This window comes from Nonomuraea sp. 3N208 (genome assembly GCF_052245935.1).
GTDB lineage: Bacteria > Actinomycetota > Actinomycetes > Streptosporangiales > Streptosporangiaceae > Nonomuraea.
In genome coordinates this window covers 115,048-136,787 of sequence record NZ_JBQQBR010000005.1, presented here as the reverse complement: position 1 = coordinate 136,787, position 21,740 = coordinate 115,048, and the positions used below count along the sequence as shown (strand labels likewise).

Sequence of the window (21,740 nt, the reverse complement as noted above, 5' to 3'; positions counted from 1 at the left end):
CCTGAACGTCGCCCCCTGTCCAGAAAACGCGGATCAGTTGCGGGGAGCATACTCAGTATGCATACTCGGTATCCATGTCGATCAGACAGGGACTGCTCGCGTTGCTGAGCAGGGGACCGCGTTACGGCTACCAGTTGCGCGTGGAATTCGAGGCGTCGACGGGGGCGACCTGGCCGCTCAACATCGGCCAGGTCTACACGACGCTCTCGCGGCTGGAACGCGACGGCCTGGTCGCGCCGGGCGGCGCGGACGAGCAGGGCCGGGCGGTCTACACGATCACCGAGGCCGGTCGTACGGAGCTGGAGCGATGGTTCAGCACCCCCGTCGCCCAGGACGACCGGCCTCGGGACGAGCTGGCCATCAAGATCGCGATGGCCGTGACCGGCGCGGACGTCGACGTCGCCGAGGTCATCCTCACCCAGCGCATGGCCACCATGCGCGCTTTGCAGGACCTCACCCAGGCCAAGCGGGCCGCCACCGGAGGGCTGGCGCAGCGGCTGGTCCTGGATTCGCTGATTTTCAAGGCCGAGGCGGAGCAGCGCTGGCTGGACCACTGCGAGGCCGTGTCGAAGGAGAAGAACGCATGACCGTGGTGAGTAGTTTGCGCGACGTGACCCGCGAGCACGGCTCGGTGCACGCGCTGAGAGGTGTGAGCCTGGAGGTGTCGAGCGGCGAGCTGGTCGCGGTCATGGGCCCGTCGGGCTCGGGCAAGTCGACCCTGCTCAACCTGGCCGGCGGCCTCGACCGGCCCACCTCAGGCAGCGTGACGATCGAGGGCCGCGACCTCGCCGCCGTGAAGGACCTGGCGGCGCTCAGACGCCGCAGCGTCGGGTACGTCTTCCAGGACCTCAACCTGATCCCCTCCCTGACGGCCGCCGAGAACGTGATGTTGCCCAGGGAGCTCGACGGCTTACGGTCGGGCCGGGCCAGGGCCGAGGCGCTGGGCGCCCTGGCCGACGTGGGAGCCGAAGAGGTCGCCGACCGTTTCCCCGAGGAGCTGTCCGGCGGCCAGCGCCAGCGCGTGGCCATCGCCAGGGCGCTGACGGGCGATCGGTCGTTGCTGCTGGCGGACGAGCCGACCGGCGCATTGGACACCGCGACCGGCGACGAGATCCTGCAGCTGTTGCGCTCCCGCTGCGACGAGGGCGTGGCGGTGCTGATCGTCACCCACGAGCCGCGCTACGCGGCCTGGGCCGACCGCGTGGTCTACCTGCGTGACGGCCTGATCGCCGAGGCGAACGCCGTGCGGCTGGAGAGCGCGCGATGAGCGCGTTCCGCGCCGCGCTGCGGATCTCGCGCAGGGACGCACTGCGCTTCAAGGGCCGCACTGCGCTGATCATGGTGATGATCGGCCTTCCCGTGCTGGTCATCACGGCGGTGCTCACCAGTTCCGCCACCACGGACATCACGCCGCGCGACAGGTTGGACTCGCTGCTGGGGACGGCCGACGCGCGCATCATCACACTCCCGTTCCGCACTCGAGTGACGCAGGACTACGCCGGCCAGACCTCGAGCCAGCGCGAGGCGCGGCGCTCTGACCGGGCGTGGACTCCAGCGGAGATCAACACGCTGCTCCAGGGCCGTCTGCTCCGCTACCAGAGCAACGTCGTGGAGGCCCGCTTAGCGGACGGCTACGACCGTGTAGACGTGTTCGAGGTCGACCTGCGTGACCCCATGACCGGCGGGATGCGCCGTCTCGTCGAGGGCCGGCTCCCCGCCGCCCCCGGCGAGGTCGCGGTGTCTCCCGAGATGATCGACCGAGGCGTCCATATCGGCGACACGATCAAGGTGTGGCGACCGGACCGGACCGTGAGCGTGGTCGGTGTCGTCGAGCACCCGAACCGTCCCGGGCTGCGTGAGATGGTCGCCCTGCCGGAAGGGCTGCTCCCGCACCAGAACGACGGCAACAGCAGCGGCTGGCTGGCCGACACCTCTGCTCCCGTGCAGCGGGCCGATGTCCGGCGGCTAAACAAGGCGGGGCTGGGCGTCATGTCCCGTGCCATGATCGAGAACCCGACGGCGGCCCAGCTCAGGCAAGAGGACTTCCACCCGGACGGCCCCGTGCGCGGTCTGGCCTCGCTCGGCATCGCGGTCGTGCTCATCGTCACGGAGACCGCGCTGCTGGCCGGGCCGTCGTTCGCGGTCGGGCTGCGGCGCAGGCGCAGGGAGCTGGCGGTGATCGCGGCTCAGGGTGCCTCCGGCCCGCAACTCCGGACGATCGTGCTGGCAGACGGGCTCGTGCTGGGCGGCGCGGCTGCGCTCCTCGGCCTCGTGCTCGGCATCGGGGCGGGCGCGTTGGCGGAGTCGATCGCGGCCCGCGCGCTGGACTGGACGCACGGTCCGGTGGACGTCCCGTGGTGGCAGGTGCTCGGTGTGGCCTTGCTCGGCGTGGTGAGCGGGGTGACCGCGGCGCTGGTGCCGGCGGTGCAGGCGAGCCGGCAGAGCCCCGTGCACGTGCTGGCCGGGCGCGCCGCCGTGGACACACACGCGCGGGCGGGTCGTCCCGTGCTCGGAACGGTGCTGGTGGCGCTGGGGATCGGCGGGAGCTTCGTCGCCGTCCGCCATGGCGTGCTCTCCGTCGCGACTTCCGGGGCGGTCCTCGTGCTCGGCCTAGTCGCGCTGATGCCGTGGCTGGTCCGGACCACGGGACGGCTCGCGGCACGGCTGCCGCTCCCGCTCCGGCTGTCCGTACGCGACGGCTCCCGCCACCGCGTCCGCACGGCTTCCGCCGCTGCGGCAGTCATGGCGGCCACCATGGCGGCGGTCACCATCGGCATCGGTCTCAGCAGCGCTTACGCCGAGCGCGAGGCGAACAGGGACACCGTGTTGCCCGCGGGAACCCTCTCCATCGGCAGGTACGACGTGGACGATCAAGCGTGGTCTGCGATCCGGGCGGCGGCCGAGCAGGCGCTGCCCGGCGCGGATCTGGTCTCCGGGCTGAGGGCGAAGGACGAGCAAAGGGAGGACGTGAACCTGACTGTCGCATGGGATCCCGGAGCGTGCGGGGAGAAAAGACCATGCGTCCCACCTGACAGCCACTCCCTGCCTCTGCCGATCGGCGACGAGCGGTTGCTCGCGCTCCTCCAGGGACGCCACGACCCGCAGGCCGCCGCGGCGTTGCGCGCGGGCAAGGCTGTGGCATTCGACGCGGGGCTGGTGCGGGGCGGCGTGATCGAGCTGATGAGCGAGTCATGGGGTCCGGGCGGCAGCACGAAGCCCACGAGGTTCACGGTGCCGGTCGTGGTGGCGAGTGCGGCCGAGCCCGCGCAGACCGGTGCTCTGATCCCCGCCTCGGCCGTGACGGCCGCCGGGTTCAAGCTGGCCGAGCGCGTGCTCTACACCTCCCATGTGCCCGCCGACGTGGAGCGTCTGGAGCGCGATCTCGGGGTCGTGGGCGGCGGCGCCTTCGTCGACGTGGAGCAGCGGGCCGACGAGTCCGTCGCGGGCATGCTGCTGATGCTGCTCGGCGCGGCGATCGTCTTGGTGCTCGGCGGCACGTTCGCGGCCACCGGCCTGGCGGCGGCGGACATGCGCCAGGATCTCGACACGATGGCGGCCGTCGGCGGGGCGCCGCTGGTGCGCAGGCTCGTGGTGGCGGGCCAGGCCGCGTACATCTCGGGTCTCGGCGCTCTGGCCGGGCTCGCCGGAGGCGCGGTCAGTGGCATCGCGCTCACCTGGCCGATGACCCGGACCGGCAACCGGGAGCCGGGGGCCGCTTTCTACGACCCCGGCCCCACCACGATCGACATCCCCTGGGTGTTCCTGGCCGGGCTCGTGATCGGGCTGCCACTGCTGGCGGCGCTCGTGACAGGGGCGTTCACGCGGACGCGTCTGGTGCTGGCGCGACGGGTGGTGTGAGGCGGTACTTCAACGTCATCAGCACCGACACGAAGATGATCACCGCGGGGACCGCGGTCTCTCCGATGAGGACCGCGGTCACCGCGCTGTCCGGCTGCTGGACCGGCCTGCTCGGCTCGGACTCGATGAAGCCGCTGATCGACAGCATTACACCGAAGATCAGCGCGCCGAACGAGCTGACCCCGCTCTCGATGGCCGTCCACAACCCGGTCAGCACGCCCGCCCGGCGCTTGCCCGTCCGCGCCGCGTCCGCCGCGATCACATCCGCCAGCATCGAGAACTGCAGCAACTGCAGCCCCGAGAATCCGACCCCCACGAGCGCGATCATCACATGCGCCCACACCGAACCGAACAGCGGCGTCGCCATGGTGGCCGTCGTGCCGCCGGCGAACAGCAGCGTGCCCATGATCATCGCGCCGCGCTTGCCGAACCGCTTGGACAGCCGCACCCACAGCGGCATCGTCAGCAGCATCGGGCCCACCAGCGCGGCGAAGAGCGTCTGCGTGGCCTTCGGCGAGCCGATCGTGTAGGTGGCGAAGTACGGCGCCGCGGCCAGCATCATGCTCACGGCCAGCATCTGCGTGCAGGACAGCACGGTCAGCCACAGGAACGCCGAGTTGCCCTTGATCGCGGCCAACTGCTCGCGCCACCCGCCGTGATCCGCGTCCGGGGCGCCCGCCATGGGGGCGCGGGCGGTGCCGAAGAACGAGCCCAGCATCGCGGCCAGCATGATGACCGCGATCGTGGCCGCCATCAGCCGGTAGCTGCCCAGCGAGCCGTTCTCGCCCTCGCTGGTGGCGATGGCCGGCGCGAGCACGCCGCTGACCGCGGTGGCCGCGCCGACGAACACCATCCGCCACTGCAGCAGCGACGTGCGCTCGTGGTAGTCGTGCGTCATCTCGCCGGGCATCGCCTTGTACGGGACCTCGAACAACGCGTACGCGGTCGCCGTCGCCAGAAAGCACACGCCCACGTACGCGGCGGCCGGCATCCCCGTCAGCGGCGGCCCCGCGAACACCAGGAAGAACGCGACCGGCAGCGTGCACGCCCCGGCCAGCAGCCACGGCCGCCGCGGACCCCACCGCGAGACGGTGCGATCCGACCAGCGCCCTACCATCGGGTTGATGACCAGGTCCCAGACCTTGGGCGCGGTGACCACGACGCCGGCCAGCCACGCCGGCACGGCCAGGAAATTGGTCATGTAGTAGAGCAGGAGCAGCCCTGGCACGGCGTTGACCGTGGCCGTGCAGAAGGAACCCACCCCATAGCCGAGGCGCACGCCCCTGGAAACCGTGGGCGTGCTCACCATCGGTGCGATCATGAACCCATTGAAGCTGAGCGAGAGCTTGTTTGGGGAGACCTAGTTTCCCGCACGCGGCGAAGGACCCGGTGGCCCGGGTCCCCGGCCGTATGGTTCGTCATTCGCACACGTCGGCGCACACCACATGAGCACCGATCTCGATCATCCGGCGCTCGCTGCGCGCGTCGGCCACCCTCGCCATGAGGATGGGCGCGCCACTGGCCGCGAACTGCGGCAGCCGCGCGCGCACCAGGCGGTGCAGGTCGCGCACGACGTCCTCGGCGGCCGACATGTGCGTCTTCACGTGCAGCATGATCCCCGGCACTCCGGACGCGGTGCGGGCCTCGGAGATCCAGACGTGGTGCACCAGCGGGAAGTCCATGAGGAGCTGCCCGATGGCCTTGCGCAGTGCCGGCAGTATCGGATGCGTGCACCGCCGGTAGCCCGGATCCACCTGCTGCATCGGCCCCGACAGGTGCGGCCGCGGCGCGGGCACCCACGGGATGGCCGGCGCCTGCGGAGCGGGGGCGGCCACCTGGGCCAGCGCGGCACCGCGTGACACGGTGGCCATCGCGCCCGTCGCGTAGGCGGCGGGCGCCGCCCCCGACAGGACGGGCGTGGGCCCCGTGCGCGTCGTGGTGAGGAAGCGCTGGAGGTCGTCGATGGGCACGGCCGCGGCGGCTGGTCCGGCCGCGTCGATCACGATCTCCCGCACGCCGGTGACGCGCTGGATGTCCAGAATGGTGTCGGCGTCGCAGGCCGACAGGGAATGGCTGCCACGGTGCCTGGCGTAGGTAGCCGGGCTGGTGTAGCCCAGCAACACGCGGTCACCGGCTTGAGTCGTCCCGAGGACGACCGAACGATCTGGTCGCACTGCCACCAGGACACCGCCATCGGCGAGAGCGCCCAGCAGACGGTGGGGCGTCCCATGCTGGGCGAGCACGTCGGCAAGCGCAGGATTCCCGATGCTCATATGACGAACCATAGGTAGTTGGCCACGGCTTATCAGGCTAATGGGCAAGAAATCTTCCGATCAAGACAAAAGTGGGTGCGAAGTGGATGAGTTTCCGGCCCCGTGGGTACGGGCTGGGCTGTCTCACATCGTGGGTCCCTCGTGAACACGTTCACAAGCGGCGGATAGACTCGGTGGGACAGCCGGGGGACCCATGGACGTGTTCCCCGAAGACCCGTCGCAGAGCCCCTAAGGATCCACACCCGTGAACAAGCCCGTCGTTCTGGTCGCAGAGGAACTGTCCGAGGCTGGCCTCGCCGTGCTCGGTGCTGATTTCGAGGTCCGCCACACCGACGGCGCCGACCGTTCTCAGCTGCTGCCCGCTCTCGCCGAGGTGGATGCGCTGATCGTCCGCTCCGCCACGCAGGTCGACGCCGAGGCGATCGCCGCGGCGCCCAAGCTGCGTGTGGTCGCCCGCGCCGGTGTCGGACTCGACAACGTCGACGTCGAGGCCGCCACCAAGGCGGGCGTCATGGTGGTCAACGCGCCGACCTCCAACATCACCAGCGCCGCCGAGCAGACCGTCGCTCTCATCCTGGCCAGCGCGCGTAACACGGCCCAGGCCCACGCCGCGCTGAAGAACGCAGAGTGGAAGCGTTCCAAGTACACCGGTGTCGAGCTCGACGAGAAGGTCATCGGCATCGTCGGCTTCGGCAAGATCGGCCAGCTCGTGGCACAGCGGCTGCTGCCGTTCGGCGTCGAGATCATCGCCTACGACCCGTACCTGCCGCCGGCCCGCGCCGCCCAGCTCGGCGTCAGGCTGGTCAGCTTCGAGGAGCTGCTCAAGCAGTCGGACTTCATCACGCTGCACCCGCCGAAGACCAAGGAGACCGTCGGGCTGCTCGGCGACAAGGAACTGCACGAGGTCAAGCCGAACGTCCGCATCATCAACGTCGCCCGCGGGGGCATCATCGACGAGGGCGCGCTCTACTCGGCGATCAAGGAGGGCCGGGTCGCCGGCGCGGGCCTTGACGTGTTCGCCAAGGAGCCGTGCACCGACAGCCCGCTGTTCGAGCTCGACGAGGTCGTCGTCACGCCGCACCTTGGCGCCTCCACGCATGAGGCGCAGGAGAAGGCCGGCACCCAGGTCGCGCGGAGCGTGAAGCTGGCGCTGGCCGGCGAGTTCGTGCCGGACGCGGTCAACGTCCAGGGCGGCGCGGTCGCCGAGGACGTCAAGCCGGGCCTGCCGCTGGCGGAGAAGCTGGGCCGGGTGTTCACCGCGCTGGCCGGCGAGGTCGCCACCAAGCTCGACGTCGAGGTACGCGGCGAGATCGCCTCCCACGACGTCCGGGTGATCGAGCTGGCCGCCCTCAAGGGCGTGTTCGCCGACGTGATCGAGGAGCAGGTCACCTATGTCAACGCGCCGCTGCTGGCCAAGGACCGGGGCATCGCGGTCGAGCTGGTGACCAGCTCGGAGAGCCCTGACTGGCGCAACGTGATCACCGTGCGCGGCGTGCTCGCCGACGGCCGCCAGGTCTCGGTCTCGGGCACGCTGTCCGGGCCCAGGCAGATCACGAAGATCGTCGAGGTCAACGGCTACGAGATGGAGATCGAGCCGACGGCCCACCTGGCGTTCTTCACCTACACCGACCGGCCCGGCATCGTCGGCGTGGTCGGCCGCCTGCTCGGTGAGCACAACGTCAACATCGCCTCGATGCAGGTGGCCCGTTCCACCAAGGGCGGCAAGGCGCTCATCGCGCTGACCGTCGACTCGGCGATCCCGGCTGACGTCTCCGAGCAGATCGTGTCCGAGATCGGCGCGGAGAGCGGCCGCTCGGTGGACCTGGAGGACTGACCACTCGTCCCGCAGAAGGCCGCCGCCCGCACGGGTGGCGGCCTTTTGTTGTCTCAGCATGCGAGATACTAGGACATCCAACGAGATGCCTCAGGTATCGTAACGACAAATGCGCCAGGTGCTCGTACTCATTACCTGCCGCGGCGAGGCCTGTTAGGGCAGGTCGACGACTCGCCGCGGTGAGCGGTGGTGCGTCGGCCGATAAGTCCCTTGCTCCGGTCCGTGACCCGGACCGACGAGATCAGGCCCGGTCGGGTTCGCGACCGGAATCCGAGGTCCCTTTTGGAACGCGCCCGCGAAACGAGATGAGAGACATGTACGAGATGGATGCCTGGAACCGTGCCGAAGAGTACGCCGACGAGGCCGCGGAGGCCGTGCAGACCGCCCTGGACCGCAGGGACAACGGTGGCGCGCCGCAGAATTCCAGCCGGTAGAACACCGCCCGCTTCGGACGCACGGCTTCCAAATCGCTCGGGCCCCGATGCTCCAGTGGAGTGTGTGCGCGCGGTGATGCCGGTCTTACGGAAATCGTGGGTCGATTGCCCGACCATCTCGGCGGCGAGCTCGTCGCCGAGTATCGGGCTCGGCGACCTGGCGTCGAGCGCCCTGCCGTACAGGGTGGTGAGGAGAGCGGCCTTATCCCCCGGTGAGGTGCACCTTCTCGGGTGACATGCATCCCACGGTACGCCGCGAGTCTGTCCAGATCATGAGATGATGTGTTCGTCAGTCGAGACGAGCCGGTAAGGTACCGCCCATGGAGTCGCGTAACATCCGCTTGGCCGTCATCCCCGGGGATGGCATCGGCATCGAGGTCGTGGCCGAAGGACTCAAGGTCCTGGAGGCCGTCGGCACGAAGATCGAGCAAACCCACTACGACCTGGGAGCGGCACGCTACCACCGCACCGGCGAGACGCTGCCGGACTCGGTGCTCGAGGAGCTGCGCGGCTACGACGCGATCCTGCTCGGCGCCATCGGCGACCCCAGCGTGCCGCCGGGCATCCTCGAGCGTGACCTGCTGCTGCGCCTCCGGTTCGAGTTCGACCACTACGTCAACCTGCGGCCGGTCAAGCTGTTCCCCGGCGTCGAGACTCCGCTGGCCGACACGCCGGCCGAGGACATCGACATGATCGTCGTCCGCGAAGGCACCGAAGGCCTCTATGCGGGCACCGGCGGCACCATGCGGCGCGGCACGCCCCACGAGATCGCCACCCAGGAGTCGCTCAACACCGCCTACGGCGTCGAGCGCGTGGTGCGTTACGCGTTCGAGAAGGCCAAGACGCGGCCGCGCAAGAAGCTCACGCTCGTTCACAAGACCAACGTCCTCACCTACGCGGGCGATCTGTGGCAGCGCACGGTCAACCGCCTGGCGGAGGAATACCCCGAGGTCACGACCGACTACTGCCACATCGACGCGGCCTCGATGTTCTTCGTGACCCAGCCGGAGCGGTTCGACGTGGTCGTCACCGACAACCTGTTCGGCGACATCATCACCGACCTCGGCGCGGCCATCGCCGGCGGCATCGGCCTGGCCGCCAGCGGCAACATCAACCCCGAGCGCACCACGCCCAGCATGTTCGAGCCGGTGCACGGCAGCGCGCCCGACATCGCCGGGCAGGGCAAGGCCGACCCGACCGCGACCATCCTGTCGGTCGCCATGCTCCTCGACCACCTCGGCCTGCACGAGCAGGCGGCGAAGGTCGAGCAGGCGGTCGCCGACGACATCGTGGAGCGCCTGGCCGGCTGGGCGGGCCGCACCACTCAGGAGATCGGTGACGACATCACCGCGCGAGTATCCGGCTAGGGCCGCCTAGTACGAATGCGCCTGGCGGTCCGAGAAGGGCTGCCAGGCGCTTTTTCATGTCCAAGTGGGATGAAACACCCCATCAGCCGCTTGCCATCCCATATAGCGAGACAATAGGAAGTACGGACTGCCTGCGGGCAGTGCTGCCTCCACCCTCGCGGATCCGCAGGTCCGCAGGATTCGGTAGATTTCGCAGAATCGCAGAGAGAAGGACCGCCGTCATGACCGTCGCTCAGAAGCTCAGCTTCGACGTGCAGCTATCCGACCACGCTCGCACCGCGGCAGAGCGCGAGCAGGTACTGGCGAACCCGGGATTCGGGCAGACCTTCACCGATCACATGATCTCGATCGACTACACCGAGGGCCGAGGGTGGCACGACGCCAGGCTCATGCCGTATGGACCGCTCTCACTCGACCCCGCCACCGCGGTCTTCCACTACGCGCAGGAGCTGTTCGAGGGCCTGAAGGCCTATCGCCAGGTCACCGGCTCGATCGTGATGTTCCGCCCGTACGCGAACGCCACCAGGTTCAACCGCTCGGCCGCCCGCATGGCCATGCCCGCGCTGCCCGAGGAGACGTTCGTTGACTCGCTCGAGCTGCTCGTCGAGACCGACAGGGAGTGGGTGCCCACCACCGAGGGGCACAGCCTCTACCTGCGGCCCTTCATGATCGCCACCCAGGCGGGCCTCGGGGTCAACTACCCGTCGAAGACGTACAAGTACATGGCGATCGCCTCGCCGGCGGCCTCGTACTTCACGGGCGGCATCAAGCCCGTCTCGGTCTGGCTGTCCACCGAGTACACCCGCGCGGCGCCCGGCGGCACCGGTTTCGCCAAGTGCGGCGGCAACTACGCGGCGGCGTTCGTCGCCCAGCGGCAGGCGGTGGAGAACGGCTGCGACCAGGTGGTGTGGCTGGACTCCGGCGCACACCAGTACGTCGAGGAAATGGGCGGGATGAACCTGTTCTTCGTCTTCGGCAACAAGCTCGTCACCCCCGCGCTGACCGGCACCCTGCTGCCCGGTATCACCAGAGACTCCATCCTGGAGCTGGCCGGTGACCTCGGCCTGGAGACCGAGGAACGGCTCATCTCGGTCGACGAATGGCAGTCAGGGTGCGAGTCCGGCGAGTTGACGGAGGTCTTCGCCTGCGGGACGGCTGCCGTTGTGACCCCGGTGGGCTCGGTGAAGGGCGCCGACCGCGCCTGGACCATCGCCGACGGCACCCCTGGGCCGGTGACGATGCGCGTGCGCGAGGAACTGGTCGGCATCCAGTACGGCGCCCGTCCCGACGCCCACAGCTGGATCCACAAGATCGTCTAGTTCGTCACTTCTTCCTGATCAGCGTCATCCCGTCCGCGACCGGGAGCACGAGCACGGTGACCCGCGGGTCCTCGATCACCAGGTCGTTGAACTCCCGGATCTCCACGGTCGTGACCTCGTTGTGGGCGGGATCGGCCACGTGCCCCTCGCGCAGCGTGTTGTCCGCGATCAGCAGCCCGCCGGGCCGCATGCGGTCGATCAGCAGCTCGTAGTAGCCGGGGTAGTTGCCCTTGTCGGCGTCAAGGAAGGCCAGGTCGATGGTCTGGTCGAAGGCGGCCAGCGTCTCCATGGCCGGCCCCAGAGTGAGCGTCACCCGGTCGGCCACGCCGCCCTCCGCCCAGTAGCGGCGCGCGATCGACGTCCACTTCTCGCTCACGTCGAAGCAGTGCAGCCGGCCGCCCGACAGCCCACGGGCGATGCACAGGGACGAATAGCCGGTGAACGTCCCCACCTCCACGGCCACGTCAGGCGACATCAGCTGGGTGATCATCGTGAGGAAAAGGCCCTGGTCGGGGGAGATCTGCATGCCCGCGAAGTCGCCCGCGGCCTCCATGGTCTCCTTGGCCAGCTCCTCCAGCAGAGGGTCGGGCTGGGTGGAGTGTTCAAGGACGTACTGCGCGACGGCGGGAGCGATGAGGTGTGCCTTCATACGGCCACGATAGGGTCTCGCAAGTGATTAAGCGGTTTGCGGCCGTTGTGGTTGCGTGCGTGGTTCTGTCCGCGTTGTGGTTCGCCCAGCCGGGCGAATCATCCAATGGGGTACAGCTGAGCCGGCAGGCGGACGGCTCGATGGTGCTGGCGGACCTGTCGAGCGATGCCCCTGTGCTGGACGTGTACGAGGACTTCGACTGCCCGGTGTGCAAGGACATGCACGCCAAGGTCGACGCCACGATCCAGCGCCTGGCGCGCGAGGGCAAGGTGAAGGTCGTCTTCCACCCGGTGACGATCTTCCAGGACGAGCCCATGCGCTCCAACTCCGTCCGCGCCGCCGCGGCCGCGCGCTGCGTCCCTGAGGCGAACTGGCTGGCCTTCCGCGACGAGCTGTACGCCATCCAGCCCGCGCCGCACGGCGTGGCGTCCGGGTTCACCGTCGAGGAGCTGGTCAAGGCGGCCAGGAAGGCAGGCGCGGCGGTCGACGAGTGCGTGACGTCGCAGTCGTACGCGAAGGCGCACCTGGAGCAGACGGCCACGATCCGGCTGGAGGGCACGCCGACCCTGGTCCTGGACGGGCGGATGCTGGGCAACGAGGCGTTCGACGCCGCCGCGCTCGAACGTGCCATCACCGGGGGAATCGGAGTGGCGGTGTGACCTGGACATCCCATTGGGTGAGACCGGTGTGCCGAGTGGTGAATCGCTATGGCACACTGGGTGACACCATGTTCTACAGTCTGCTCATTATCGGCAGGCGCGCTGGCTGACACAGGGACACCGCCAGCGCGCAGACCTCTCACGTCCGTGAGGGGTCTTTTTGTTTTCACGAAAAGAGAGGCTCATGGCCGACGACCGCTTCCACGTATACGACACGACCCTGCGAGACGGCGCGCAGCAGGAGGGGCTCAACCTGACCGTCGCCGACAAGCTCGCCGTCGCGCGTCACCTGGACGGGCTGGGCGTCGGTTTCATTGAGGGGGGCTGGCCGGGCGCCAACCCCAAGGACACAGAGTTCTTCAGGCGCGCTCAAACAGAGTTGGACCTGAAGTATGCGCAACTCGCCGCGTTCGGCGCGACCCGCCGAGCCGGTGTGAAGGCAGCCGACGACCCATTGGTGGCCGCTTTGCGCGAATCCGGCGCGCCGGTCGTGACCCTTGTCGCCAAGAGTCACGACCGGCACGTGGAGCTGGCCCTCCGTACGACTCTCCAGGAGAACCTCGCGATGATCCGCGACACGGTCTCCCACCTCCGTGCGGGGGGACAGCGGGTCTTCCTCGACGCCGAGCACTTCTTCGACGGCTACAAGTCCAACCCAGCCTACGCGCTGGAGGTCCTCAGGACCGCCGCCGAAGCCGGGGCCGACGTCATCGCCCTGTGCGACACCAACGGCGGCATGCTCCCCGACGAGCTGTCCGACATCGTCCACGAGGCCGTCCAGGCCGGCGCGCGCGTCGGCATCCACTGCCACGACGACACCGGCTGCGCGGTCGCCAACACGCTGGCCGCCGTCAAGGCGGGCGCCACCCACGTGCAGGGCTGCGCCAACGGCTACGGCGAGCGCTCCGGCAACGCCAACCTCTTCACGGTCGTCGCGAACCTCCAGCTCAAGCGGGGCTTCGACCTGGTGCCGCCGACCGCGCTCGCCGACATGACTCGCATCGCGCACGCGATCACCGAGGTCACCAACGTCACCCCCAACTCGCACGCGCCGTACGTCGGCATGTCGGCCTTCGCCCACAAGGCCGGCCTGCACGCCAGCGCCATCAAGGTCGACCCCAACCTCTACCAGCACATCGACCCGGCCGCCGTCGGCAACGACATGCGCATGCTGGTCTCCGACATGGCAGGGCGCGCCTCGGTCGAGCTCAAGGGCCGCGAGCTGGGTTACGAGCTGACGCCCGAGCACACCAAGACGCTGGTCGAGCGGGTCAAGGACCTGGAGTCCAAGGGCTTCACGTTCGAGGCCGCGGACGCCTCCTTCGAGCTGCTGCTGCGTGACACCGTGGCGGGGGAGCGCAAGCGGCACTTCGAGGTGGAGTCCTGGCGGGTCATCGTCGAGCGGACGAAGGGCGGCGAGCTGGTCAGCGAGGCCACCGTCAAGGTGCATGCCAAGGGCGAGCGCATCGTGGCCACCGGCGAGGGCAACGGCCCCGTCAACGCCCTGGACAAGGCCGTGCGCCTGGCGCTGGAGCAGCTCTACCCCGAGCTGGCCAAGCTGGAGCTGGTCGACTTCAAGGTGCGCATACTGGAGGACACGCACGGCACCGACGCCATCACCCGCGTCCTCATCACCTCCAGCGACGACACGGCCGAATGGGCCACCGTCGGCGTGGCCGAGAACATCATCGACGCCTCCTGGCAAGCACTGGAGCAGGCGGTCACATACGGCCTGCTGCGTGCCGGCCGCGACTGCTGACAAGCCCTGCAGAGGCGGCCGGCGCGTCGGCCGCCTCTAGAACAGGTCGGGCGGGAACGACACGCCGTCGACCGTGACCTTCCCGCCCGAGCACGACACCTTGGGCGACGCGGCACCGGGCACGATCACCGTCAGCAGTGACTTGGCCGCCGGCGACACGACCACGTTGGCCGGCTTCTTCGACAGGTATGTCGGCGACACCCAGCCGAGCTTCCCGCCGCGCTCCACCTTCTGCCCGCCGACCCGGTCGCACCCCGCGGAGAACTGCAGCAGCGTGACCTTGAACTTGCCGTCCTCAAGCACCACCTTGCCGCCGCCGTTGGAGACCACCTTGAGCGAGGGGTCGAAGCGCCACATGTTCCTGACCTTCTTGCCACCGGAGGCCGTGTCCAGGACGGCCATCACGTCCTCGCCGTGGTTCACCAGCACGGACCGGGTCCGGCTCACCCCGTAGGCCTTGTCGGTCAGCCGGAACGACTGCCGGTCCGAGCCGTACTTCGTCTCCGTGAGCTTGGAGGACGTGCGCGGCCTGAACCGGGCTCCGACCACGGTCGGGACGTTGTGCGCCTCGGGCGACATCGTCCAGTAGCGGTAGGAGCTCTTCTCGTAGGAGTGGAAGCCGCCGTCGACGAGGATGTCGCGGCCCTGCGCGTAGTACGTGACGCCCAGGTGATCCTCGTGACCGTGGAACTTCATGCCCGGCCCGAACCTGATCGAGTAGTACGCCGACTCGGGCTTGCCCCAGGCCGTCCGGCCGAACACGTAACCCGCCCGGTACGCCTTGACCTCCTGCTTCGGCGTGCCCGTCTCCATCTTCGGCTCGGTCTCGGCGCTGCCGTCCCCCAGGGGCGCCATGTATCCGTTCGGCATGGTCGCGTGGGCGATGAAGTCCTTCAGCGCCTCGGTACGCGAGGCGATCGTCCCGGGCACCTTGCGGTCGCAGGACTTCATGACGGTCATCGCGAACTGGAGCCGGCTGTAGACGTAGACCGCGTACCGCGGCGCCTGCTCCATCAGCGCGCCCTGCGCGTCCACGTCGATCGCCACGGTGCCGGTGAGCCGCCTGGAGGCCAGATCCGCCCAGTCCTTGCGGCCGTACCTGCAGCCGATGCCCATGAGCGCGATGTCCTGGTCGATGCCGTGGTTGTGGCCCTTCTTGTACAGGCGCGAGTCCGACAGGAGCTTGGCGTGCGCGGCCAGGCTGTCCTTAAGCCAGCTCTCCTTGACGTGCATGCTCAGGCACAGCAGCGGCTGGGTGCGCAGCGAGACCGGGTGGTCCTTCCACACGTACGGCTGGGTGCCGCGGGCGCCGTACTTGTTGTTCGCCACCCAGTCCTTCGCGATCTCCTCGGCGCGGTCGAGGTAGTCGCGCTCGCCGGTGTTCTCGTACTCGACGACCAGCGTGCCCATCCAGCGCAGCGACTGGAAGACGAACTCCCACGAACGGTTCTTGTACGGGCTCGCGTCCCAGTTGATCTTCTTGCCGAGCTTGTACGCCGGCAGGCCCACCAGTGAGAGCTCGCCCCGCATGACCTCGTCGGCCGTCGGCGTGCCTGGCAGCCAGTCGCCCTGGCATTGCGCGGTGCGCGTCACTTTGTCGGCCTGAGCGGGGCTCACGAGCCCGCCGAGGGCGAGCATGAGGGTAAGAGGTATCGCGAGCCGGCGCACGCCAGTTCCTTCCGGGACAAAAGCTGGAGAAGGGAGCGGAGCTCCCGAGCAAATAAAGACGGCGGAACATGCTGACCGAATTACGATCAACAGGTCAAGCTACGTGCCCGATTCGTTAACCGCGCGATGCCCCACTGGCATGCTTGTTTCCGTGAGATTCGACGACCTTGTGATTCCCGACACGCCCGCCTGCCGCGGCGCGCTCGAACTGGCCGGCCGTTACCACTCGCCGTCGCTGCTCAACCACTCGATCCGCGCCTACCTGTGGGCGGCCGCGTACGCGCAGGACAACGACATCGCGTTCGACGCCGAGCTGCTCTACGTGTCGGCCATGCTGCACGACCTCGGACTGGTCGCCGAGTTCGACAGCCACACGGTGCCCTTTGAGGAGGCGGGCGGGCATGTGGCCTGGGCCTTCGCCGCCGGGGCCGGGTGGTCGCCCGAGCGCAGGTCACGCGCGGCCGAGGTGATCATCCGGCACATGTGGGACGAGGTGCCGGTGGCGGAGGATCCCGAGGGGCACCTGCTGGAGCTGTCCACCGGTATGGACATCTCCGGCCGCCGTACCGACGAGATCCCCGCCGAGGTGCGGCGGGAGGTGCTGGAGCGTTATCCGCGGCTGGAGATCGCCAAGGAGTTCGCCGTGTGCATCTCCGAGCAGGGCACGCGCAAGCCCGAGAGCATCGCCGGCCGGTTCGTGGCAGGCGGCGTCCTCGACCGCATCGCCCGCAACCCGCTGGACGCGTAGCGCGCTAGGCCTTGGGGCCCGCGGTCTCGGCGACTTCGAAGGTCCACACCTCGGAGCCCGTCGCCGCGGGACCCTGCCCGTGCCCGTGGCCCTGGCCCTGGGCGGCGGCGGACGCGGCCGCCTGGGCGTGCCCGCGGGCGAACGCCTGGCTCGACTGCCACTTCTGGAAGTCCTCCTCGCTGCGCCAGCGCGTGTAGACGAGGTACCGCTCGGTGCCGTCTACGGGCCTGAGCAGCTCGAACCACTCGAACCCGTCGGCCGACTCCACCATCCCGGCCCGGTTGGAGAAGCGCTTTTCGAGCTCCTCCCGCATGTCCGCGGGCACGGTCAGCACGTTGATCTTCACGACGGACAACGGGAGCCCCTCTCGTACGGCGCAACTGAGGGCTCCAGGCTAACGCGGATCATTTGCGCCTCAGGGACAGGCCCAACACGTTCACCTCGCCCGTCGCGGCGACCCGTCCGGCCACGAAGCCGACCGCGCCGAGCCCGAGCACGAGCAGGAACGCGCCGAAGCCGCCGAACGCGCCGACCACCCCGAGAACGATGCCGACGGCCAGGCCGATCAGCGGCGTCCACTGGACGTTGTTCATGCCCCCTCAGCTAACCTCAGCTATCCGGGAAATGCGCTGCAACACGGACTCCAGCCGCATTCATGGACGGCTCATGACTCGACGGTCGTCGAGGTGGGCGGACCCCTGCGGCGGCGGCGATAGCCTTGTCGGGTGCGTATAGCGAGGTTCTCCACAGGCGAAGGCGTGTCGTTCGGCGTGGTCGAAGGCGGCCCCGGCGAGGAGTTCGTGTCCACGGTCGCCGGCCATCCCTTCGGCCAGGTGCAGTTCACCGGCGATCGGTTCCTGCTCAGCCAGGTGAAGCTGCTGGCCCCGATGCTGCCGAGCAAGGTGATCGCCATCGGCAGAAACTACGCCGAGCACGCGCGCGAGATGGGCAACGAGGTGCCCGACGAGCCGCTCATCTTCATGAAGCCGTCCACCTCGGTGATCGGCCATGGCGAGAACATCGCCTATCCCACGTCGATGTCCGACCGCGTGGACTACGAAGGCGAGCTGGCCGTGGTGATCGGCAGGCTCTGCCGCGAGGTCCCGGTCGAGCGGGCCAAGGACGTCATCTTCGGCTACACCTGCGCCAACGACGTCACCGCCCGCGACCTGCAGAAGAAGGACGTGCAGTTCACCCGGGCCAAGGGGTTCGACACGTTCTGCCCGCTCGGACCCTGGATCCAGACCGACCTGGACGCGAGCGACCTGGCGCTGACGACCACGGTCAACGGCGAGGTGCGCCAGAGCGGCCGCACCAGCCAGCTCATCCACGACATCCCCGCGCTGGTGGCCTACGTCAGCGCGGTCATGACGCTGATCCCCGGCGACGTCATCCTGACCGGCACCCCGGCAGGCGTCGGCCCGCTCCAGATCGGTGACGAGGTCAGCGTTGGCATCGAAGGCATCGGCACACTCACGAACAAGGTGGTCTCCCGTGACTGATCTACGGGTGCGGTTCGCCCCGTCCCCAACCGGCATGTTCCACGTCGGCGGCGCCCGCACGGCGCTGTTCAACTGGGCGCTGGCCGAACAGTCCGGCGGCCGCTTCATCCTGCGCATCGAGGACACCGACGCGTCGCGAAACCGTCCGGAGTGGACCGAGGGCATCATCTCCGCGCTGGACTGGATCGGCATCAACGGCACCAATCCATCGTTCGAGGGCCCCTACTTCCAGTCGGCGTACGAGCCGCAGCATCGCGAGGCCGTGGCCAAGCTTTTGGCCGACGGCAGGGCCTACTACTGCGACTGCACGCGCGACACGCTCGTCGCCCGCACCGGCTCCGAGCACAAGGGCTACGACGGCTACTGCCGCGACCGCGGCCTTTCCGAGGGCGCGGTGCGCTTCCGCACCTCCGACGAAGGCGTGACGGTGGTGGCGGACCTGATCCGCGGCAACGTGGAATTCCCCAACGAGGCGCAGGAGGACTTCGTCATCGCCCGCAGCGACGGCTCGCCGCTCTATGTGCTGGCCAACGCGGTCGACGACATCACCCAGAGCATCACCCACGTCGTCCGCGGCGAGGAGCACCTGGGCAACGCGGCCAAGCAGATGTTGCTCTGGCCCGCGCTCGGCGCGACACCGCCGGTCTGGGCGCACCTGCCGGTGATCGTCAACGAGCAGCGCAAGAAGTTGTCCAAGCGCCGCGACAAGGTGGCGCTGGAGGACTACCGCGACGAGGGCTACCTGGCCGAGGCCATGGTCAACTACCTCATGCTGCTCGGCTGGGGACCCGGCGAGGACCGCGAGATCATGCCGTGGTCGGACATGGTGCCGCTGTTCAGGCTGGAGGACGTCAACTCCGCCAGCGCGTTCTTCGACGAGAAGAAGCTGCGTGCGTTCAACGGCGAGTACATCCGGGCGCTCCCGTTGGAGACGTTCGAGGAGCGCTGCGCCTCCTACCTCGACGCCTCCTGGGACCGCGAGCTGTTCAGCAAGGTCGCGGCCCTGGCCCAGACCCGCATCGCGGTGTTGTCGGAGATCCGGCAGAACATCGACTTCCTCTTCCTCGAGGAGCCTGTCTTCGACCAGGCGTCCTGGGACAAGGCGATGAAGAACTCCCCGGTGGAGATCATCACTGGCTACCTCGAGCGTCTGGAGAGCGTGAGCTGGGATCCTGAGTCGCTCAAGGAGGCCTTGGAGGAGGTCGGCGCGGCTCACGGGCTCAAGCTGGGCAAGGCCCAGGCCCCGGTCCGCGTCGCGATCACCGGCCGCACGGTGGGCCTGCCGTTGTTCGAGTCCATCGAGGTGCTGGGCCGGGAGCGCGCTGTGGACCGGCTGCGCGCGGCCCTGACGCGCCTCAATTCAGGCACGTAACCTGCCGCGACCGCCTCTGGCGTCTCCGGCGGTCGTCGAGCTGATGGCCGCATGGCCAACGCCCTCGCATGGGCCGAGTCCGTCCGCACGAGAGCGATCCTGTCGCAGGCGATCGGCATCACACCCACCGTCGAGCAGGTCACGGGGGCCCACCGCGCACGTTCGCGCAGTGGGCCGCCGAACACGCCGCGGTTTTCAGTCCAGGCCGCGCCGCTTGAGCAGCGGCTCGATGCTCGGCTCGCGCCCCCTGAAGTTGCGGAAGGCGGTCAGCGGATCGAGGCTTCCGCCGCGAGAGAGCAGCTCGCTGCGGAAGTGGTCGCCGTTCTCCCGGGTCAGGCCGCCGTTCTCCTTGAACCACTCCACGCTCTCCGCGTCCAGCACCTCACTCCAGATGTAGGAGTAGTAGCCGGCGGCATAGCCGCCGGCGAAGATGTGCGCGAAGTAGTTGGTCCGATAGCGCGGCCTGACCTGCGGCACGGCGATCTGGGCCGCCTCCAGTGCCGCCGCCTCGAACGCCTCGGCGTCGGCCACCGTCTCGCCCGGGGCCAGCTTGTGCCAGGCCCAGTCGAGCAACGTGGCAGCCAGGTATTCGACGGTCTTGAAGCCCTGGTTGAACTTCTCGGCCGCCTGCAGCTTCTCCACCAGCTCGGCCGGCATCGGCTCGCCCGTCTCGTGGTGCCTGGCGTAGTTGGCCAGCACCTCCGACCAGGTCACCCACATCTCGTTGACCTGCGACGGGTACTCGACGAAGTCCCGCGGCACTCTGGTGCCGGAGACGCGGGGGAAGCGCACTCCCGAGAACAGCCCGTGCAACGCGTGCCCGAACTCGTGGAAGGCCGTGTTCACCTCGTCGTACGTCAGCAACGTCGGCCCGGAGAGCGGCTTGGTGACGTTGAGGTTGTTCATCACCACAGGCCGCAGTCCGAACAGGAAGGACTGGTCGACCAGGTTGTTCATCCACGCCCCGCCGCGCTTGGTCGACCTGGCGTACGGGTCCAGCAGGAACAACCCCAGCCGGCTCCCGTCCTCCTCGAACACCTCGAAGACCGTCACGTCCGGGTGATAGCCATGCAGATCGGGCCGTTCGGTGAAGGTGATCCCGTACAGCTTGGTCGCGGCGAAGAAGATCCCGTCCCGGTAGACGCGGTTGAGCTCGAAGTACGGCCGCATCGTGTCCGCGTCGAAGTCGTAGCGCGCCTCCCGCACCTTCTCGGAGTAGTAGGGCCAGTCCCACGGCTCGATGTCGAACCCGGCCTGCTCGGTCAGCTCTTCGGCCTCCCGCTTGGCGTTTCGCACCGCCGGCCCCACGAGCTGGCCGAGCATCTCCTCAACCGCCTCCACGGTCTTGGCCGTCTGGTCGGCCACCGAGTACGCCGCATGGCTGGGGAACCCGAGCAGCGCCGCCCGCTCGGCCCGCAACGCCGCCATCCTCGTGGCGAGCTCGAAGTTGCCCGGCGCCCGCCCGACGCTCAGCTCGTAGAGCCTGCGGCGCACGTCCCGGTTGGTCAGCGAGGCCAGGCCGGGCTGGGCGGTGAAGTTGAGCAGCGGGAGGACGTACGTGCCGTCGTCGTCGTTGCGCAGCGACTCGATCCTGGCCTCGTCGAACCCGTCGAGTTCCTTGGGGTCGTCGACCACCAGCGCCGACTCCGTCGACGCCTTCAGCAGGCTCTGCGCGAACTCGGTCGAGAGCTTCGACAGCTCCTCGTTGAGCTCGCGCAGCCGGTCTTGCTCGGACTCGGAAAGGTCGGCGCCGGCCCTGATGAAGTCGTCGCGGTACTTCTCCAGCAGCCATGCCTCCTCCGGGTCCTCCGTGGTCACCTGCTTGATGCGGGCCCACAGCGGCCGGTTGAGGTGGATCGCGTCGGCGTGCCTGGTCAGCTCCGGCGAGATCTCCTTCTCGATCTCCATGATGCCGTCGCTGGTGTTGGAGGCGGCGATGCTGAAGAACACGGTGGCCGTGCGGTCGAGGATCCGCCCCGACCGCTCGAGCGCGGCGATCGTGTTGTCGAAGGTCGGCGGCTCTGTGCTGCCTGCGATCGCGTCGACCTCGGCCAGTTGCTCGGCCATGCCGCGCCGGAACGCCGGTGGATAGTGCTCCTCACGGATGTCGGCGAAAGGCGGCAGCTCGTACGGCAGGGTGCTAGGGGCGAAGAACGGATTCTCGGCCAACGCTCGGGCTCCTCCACGTGGTGTTTTGTCCCCCTCAGCTTGGCACGCCACGATCGGTCTCGCGCGCGGCGGAACATCCATCGGCGAATCGTTTTGGTCTTACCCGCCTAGCTGGGCTATTCTTTCGGA

18 protein-coding genes are annotated in these 21,740 nt (G+C 68.7%); 11 read left to right on the top strand and 7 right to left on the bottom strand.

What is annotated here, in order from left to right; genetic code table 11:
* Positions 1–74: 74 nt before the first annotated feature.
* From ACTWPT_RS08855 to ACTWPT_RS08845, 3 genes are read left to right on the top strand one after another with little or no spacing between them, the layout of a single operon-like run.
* Positions 75–587, top strand: a complete 513-nt coding sequence (locus ACTWPT_RS08855; protein ID WP_443176773.1) for a PadR family transcriptional regulator — start codon at positions 75–77, stop codon at positions 585–587.
* Positions 584–1,267, top strand: a complete 684-nt coding sequence (locus ACTWPT_RS08850) for an ABC transporter ATP-binding protein (RefSeq protein WP_443176772.1) — start codon at positions 584–586, stop codon at positions 1,265–1,267. The genes ACTWPT_RS08855 and ACTWPT_RS08850 overlap by 4 nt, the downstream gene beginning before the upstream one ends.
* On the top strand, positions 1,264–3,858 hold the full coding sequence (locus ACTWPT_RS08845) for an FtsX-like permease family protein (protein ID WP_443176771.1): 2,595 nt from the start codon (positions 1,264–1,266) through the stop codon (positions 3,856–3,858). Before ACTWPT_RS08850 ends, ACTWPT_RS08845 begins: the two co-directional genes overlap by 4 nt.
* On the opposite strand, the gene ACTWPT_RS08840 is transcribed toward ACTWPT_RS08845, so the two are convergent.
* A complete protein-coding gene (locus ACTWPT_RS08840; RefSeq protein WP_443176770.1) occupies positions 3,818–5,179 on the bottom strand; it encodes an MFS transporter in 1,362 nt (453 codons plus the stop codon). The two genes, ACTWPT_RS08845 and ACTWPT_RS08840, sit on opposite strands and share 41 nt — an antisense overlap.
* A gap of 97 nt (positions 5,180–5,276) precedes the next feature.
* On the bottom strand, positions 5,277–6,131 hold the full coding sequence (locus ACTWPT_RS08835) for a hypothetical protein (RefSeq protein WP_443176769.1): 855 nt from the start codon (positions 6,129–6,131) through the stop codon (positions 5,277–5,279).
* A 244-nt stretch (positions 6,132–6,375) separates the two neighbouring features.
* On the opposite strand from ACTWPT_RS08835, the gene serA reads away from it, so the two are divergent.
* From serA to ACTWPT_RS08820, 3 genes are all read left to right on the top strand, one after another.
* Positions 6,376–7,965 carry a phosphoglycerate dehydrogenase gene (serA, locus tag ACTWPT_RS08830; protein ID WP_443176768.1) on the top strand — a complete coding sequence of 530 codons (1,590 nt, stop codon included), beginning with the start codon at positions 6,376–6,378 and terminating at the stop codon, positions 7,963–7,965.
* A 754-nt stretch (positions 7,966–8,719) separates the two neighbouring features.
* The gene (locus tag ACTWPT_RS08825; protein ID WP_443176767.1) at positions 8,720–9,766 is read left to right on the top strand and encodes a 3-isopropylmalate dehydrogenase; all 1,047 of its coding nucleotides are present in this window, start codon (positions 8,720–8,722) and stop codon (positions 9,764–9,766) included.
* Between the two features lie 221 nt (positions 9,767–9,987).
* Positions 9,988–11,085 (top strand): branched-chain amino acid aminotransferase, encoded by a 1,098-nt coding sequence (locus ACTWPT_RS08820; RefSeq protein WP_443176766.1) that lies wholly within the window; start codon positions 9,988–9,990, stop codon positions 11,083–11,085.
* Between the two features lie 4 nt (positions 11,086–11,089).
* Here the strand turns inward: ACTWPT_RS08820 and ACTWPT_RS08815 are convergent, their stop codons facing one another.
* A complete protein-coding gene (locus ACTWPT_RS08815; protein ID WP_443176765.1) occupies positions 11,090–11,734 on the bottom strand; it encodes an O-methyltransferase in 645 nt (214 codons plus the stop codon).
* A gap of 23 nt (positions 11,735–11,757) precedes the next feature.
* Here ACTWPT_RS08815 and ACTWPT_RS08810 point away from each other — a divergent pair, with 23 nt between their 5' ends.
* Together ACTWPT_RS08810 and cimA are read left to right on the top strand one after the other, a co-directional pair.
* A complete protein-coding gene (locus ACTWPT_RS08810) occupies positions 11,758–12,393 on the top strand; it encodes a DsbA family protein (protein WP_443176764.1) in 636 nt (211 codons plus the stop codon).
* Between the two features lie 184 nt (positions 12,394–12,577).
* A complete protein-coding gene (gene cimA / locus ACTWPT_RS08805; RefSeq protein ID WP_443176763.1) occupies positions 12,578–14,152 on the top strand; it encodes a citramalate synthase in 1,575 nt (524 codons plus the stop codon).
* Positions 14,153–14,188: 36 nt separating this feature from the next.
* On the opposite strand, the gene ACTWPT_RS08800 is transcribed toward cimA, so the two are convergent.
* Complete coding sequence (locus tag ACTWPT_RS08800; RefSeq protein WP_443176762.1) at positions 14,189–15,820, bottom strand: heparinase II/III domain-containing protein; 1,632 nt, start codon at positions 15,818–15,820, stop codon at positions 14,189–14,191.
* A 151-nt stretch (positions 15,821–15,971) separates the two neighbouring features.
* On the opposite strand from ACTWPT_RS08800, the gene ACTWPT_RS08795 reads away from it, so the two are divergent.
* Positions 15,972–16,568 (top strand): HD domain-containing protein, encoded by a 597-nt coding sequence (locus tag ACTWPT_RS08795; RefSeq protein WP_443176761.1) that lies wholly within the window; start codon positions 15,972–15,974, stop codon positions 16,566–16,568.
* A 4-nt stretch (positions 16,569–16,572) separates the two neighbouring features.
* On the opposite strand, the gene ACTWPT_RS08790 is transcribed toward ACTWPT_RS08795, so the two are convergent.
* On the bottom strand, positions 16,573–16,923 hold the full coding sequence (locus ACTWPT_RS08790) for an antibiotic biosynthesis monooxygenase family protein (RefSeq protein WP_443176760.1): 351 nt from the start codon (positions 16,921–16,923) through the stop codon (positions 16,573–16,575).
* 49 nt (positions 16,924–16,972) lie between these two features.
* Positions 16,973–17,161, bottom strand: coding sequence for a hypothetical protein (locus ACTWPT_RS08785; protein ID WP_443176759.1), 189 nt, complete (start codon positions 17,159–17,161; stop codon positions 16,973–16,975).
* Positions 17,162–17,293: 132 nt separating this feature from the next.
* Here ACTWPT_RS08785 and ACTWPT_RS08780 point away from each other — a divergent pair, with 132 nt between their 5' ends.
* Both ACTWPT_RS08780 and gltX read left to right on the top strand, forming a co-directional pair.
* Positions 17,294–18,070 (top strand): fumarylacetoacetate hydrolase family protein, encoded by a 777-nt coding sequence (locus ACTWPT_RS08780; RefSeq protein ID WP_443176758.1) that lies wholly within the window; start codon positions 17,294–17,296, stop codon positions 18,068–18,070.
* Between the two features lie 34 nt (positions 18,071–18,104).
* On the top strand, positions 18,105–19,442 hold the full coding sequence (gene gltX / locus ACTWPT_RS08775) for a glutamate--tRNA ligase (RefSeq protein ID WP_443177000.1): 1,338 nt from the start codon (positions 18,105–18,107) through the stop codon (positions 19,440–19,442).
* A gap of 195 nt (positions 19,443–19,637) precedes the next feature.
* Here gltX and ACTWPT_RS08770 read toward each other — a convergent pair whose 3' ends face one another.
* On the bottom strand, positions 19,638–21,611 hold the full coding sequence (locus ACTWPT_RS08770; protein WP_443176757.1) for a M3 family metallopeptidase: 1,974 nt from the start codon (positions 21,609–21,611) through the stop codon (positions 19,638–19,640).
* Positions 21,612–21,740: the final 129 nt, after the last annotated feature.

Coding starts and splice junctions, on each gene's coding strand:
- ACTWPT_RS08855 (WP_443176773.1), top strand. CDS start 75: ATGTCGATCAGACAGGGACTGCTCGCGTTGCTGAGCAGGGGACCGCGT.
- ACTWPT_RS08850 (WP_443176772.1), top strand. CDS start 584: ATGACCGTGGTGAGTAGTTTGCGCGACGTGACCCGCGAGCACGGCTCG.
- ACTWPT_RS08845 (WP_443176771.1), top strand. CDS start 1,264: ATGAGCGCGTTCCGCGCCGCGCTGCGGATCTCGCGCAGGGACGCACTG.
- ACTWPT_RS08840 (WP_443176770.1), bottom strand. CDS start 5,179: ATGATCGCACCGATGGTGAGCACGCCCACGGTTTCCAGGGGCGTGCGC.
- ACTWPT_RS08835 (WP_443176769.1), bottom strand. CDS start 6,131: ATGAGCATCGGGAATCCTGCGCTTGCCGACGTGCTCGCCCAGCATGGG.
- ACTWPT_RS08825 (WP_443176767.1), top strand. CDS start 8,720: ATGGAGTCGCGTAACATCCGCTTGGCCGTCATCCCCGGGGATGGCATC.
- ACTWPT_RS08820 (WP_443176766.1), top strand. CDS start 9,988: ATGACCGTCGCTCAGAAGCTCAGCTTCGACGTGCAGCTATCCGACCAC.
- ACTWPT_RS08815 (WP_443176765.1), bottom strand. CDS start 11,734: ATGAAGGCACACCTCATCGCTCCCGCCGTCGCGCAGTACGTCCTTGAA.
- cimA (WP_443176763.1), top strand. CDS start 12,578: ATGGCCGACGACCGCTTCCACGTATACGACACGACCCTGCGAGACGGC.
- ACTWPT_RS08785 (WP_443176759.1), bottom strand. CDS start 17,161: ATGAACAACGTCCAGTGGACGCCGCTGATCGGCCTGGCCGTCGGCATC.
- gltX (WP_443177000.1), top strand. CDS start 18,105: ATGTTCCACGTCGGCGGCGCCCGCACGGCGCTGTTCAACTGGGCGCTG.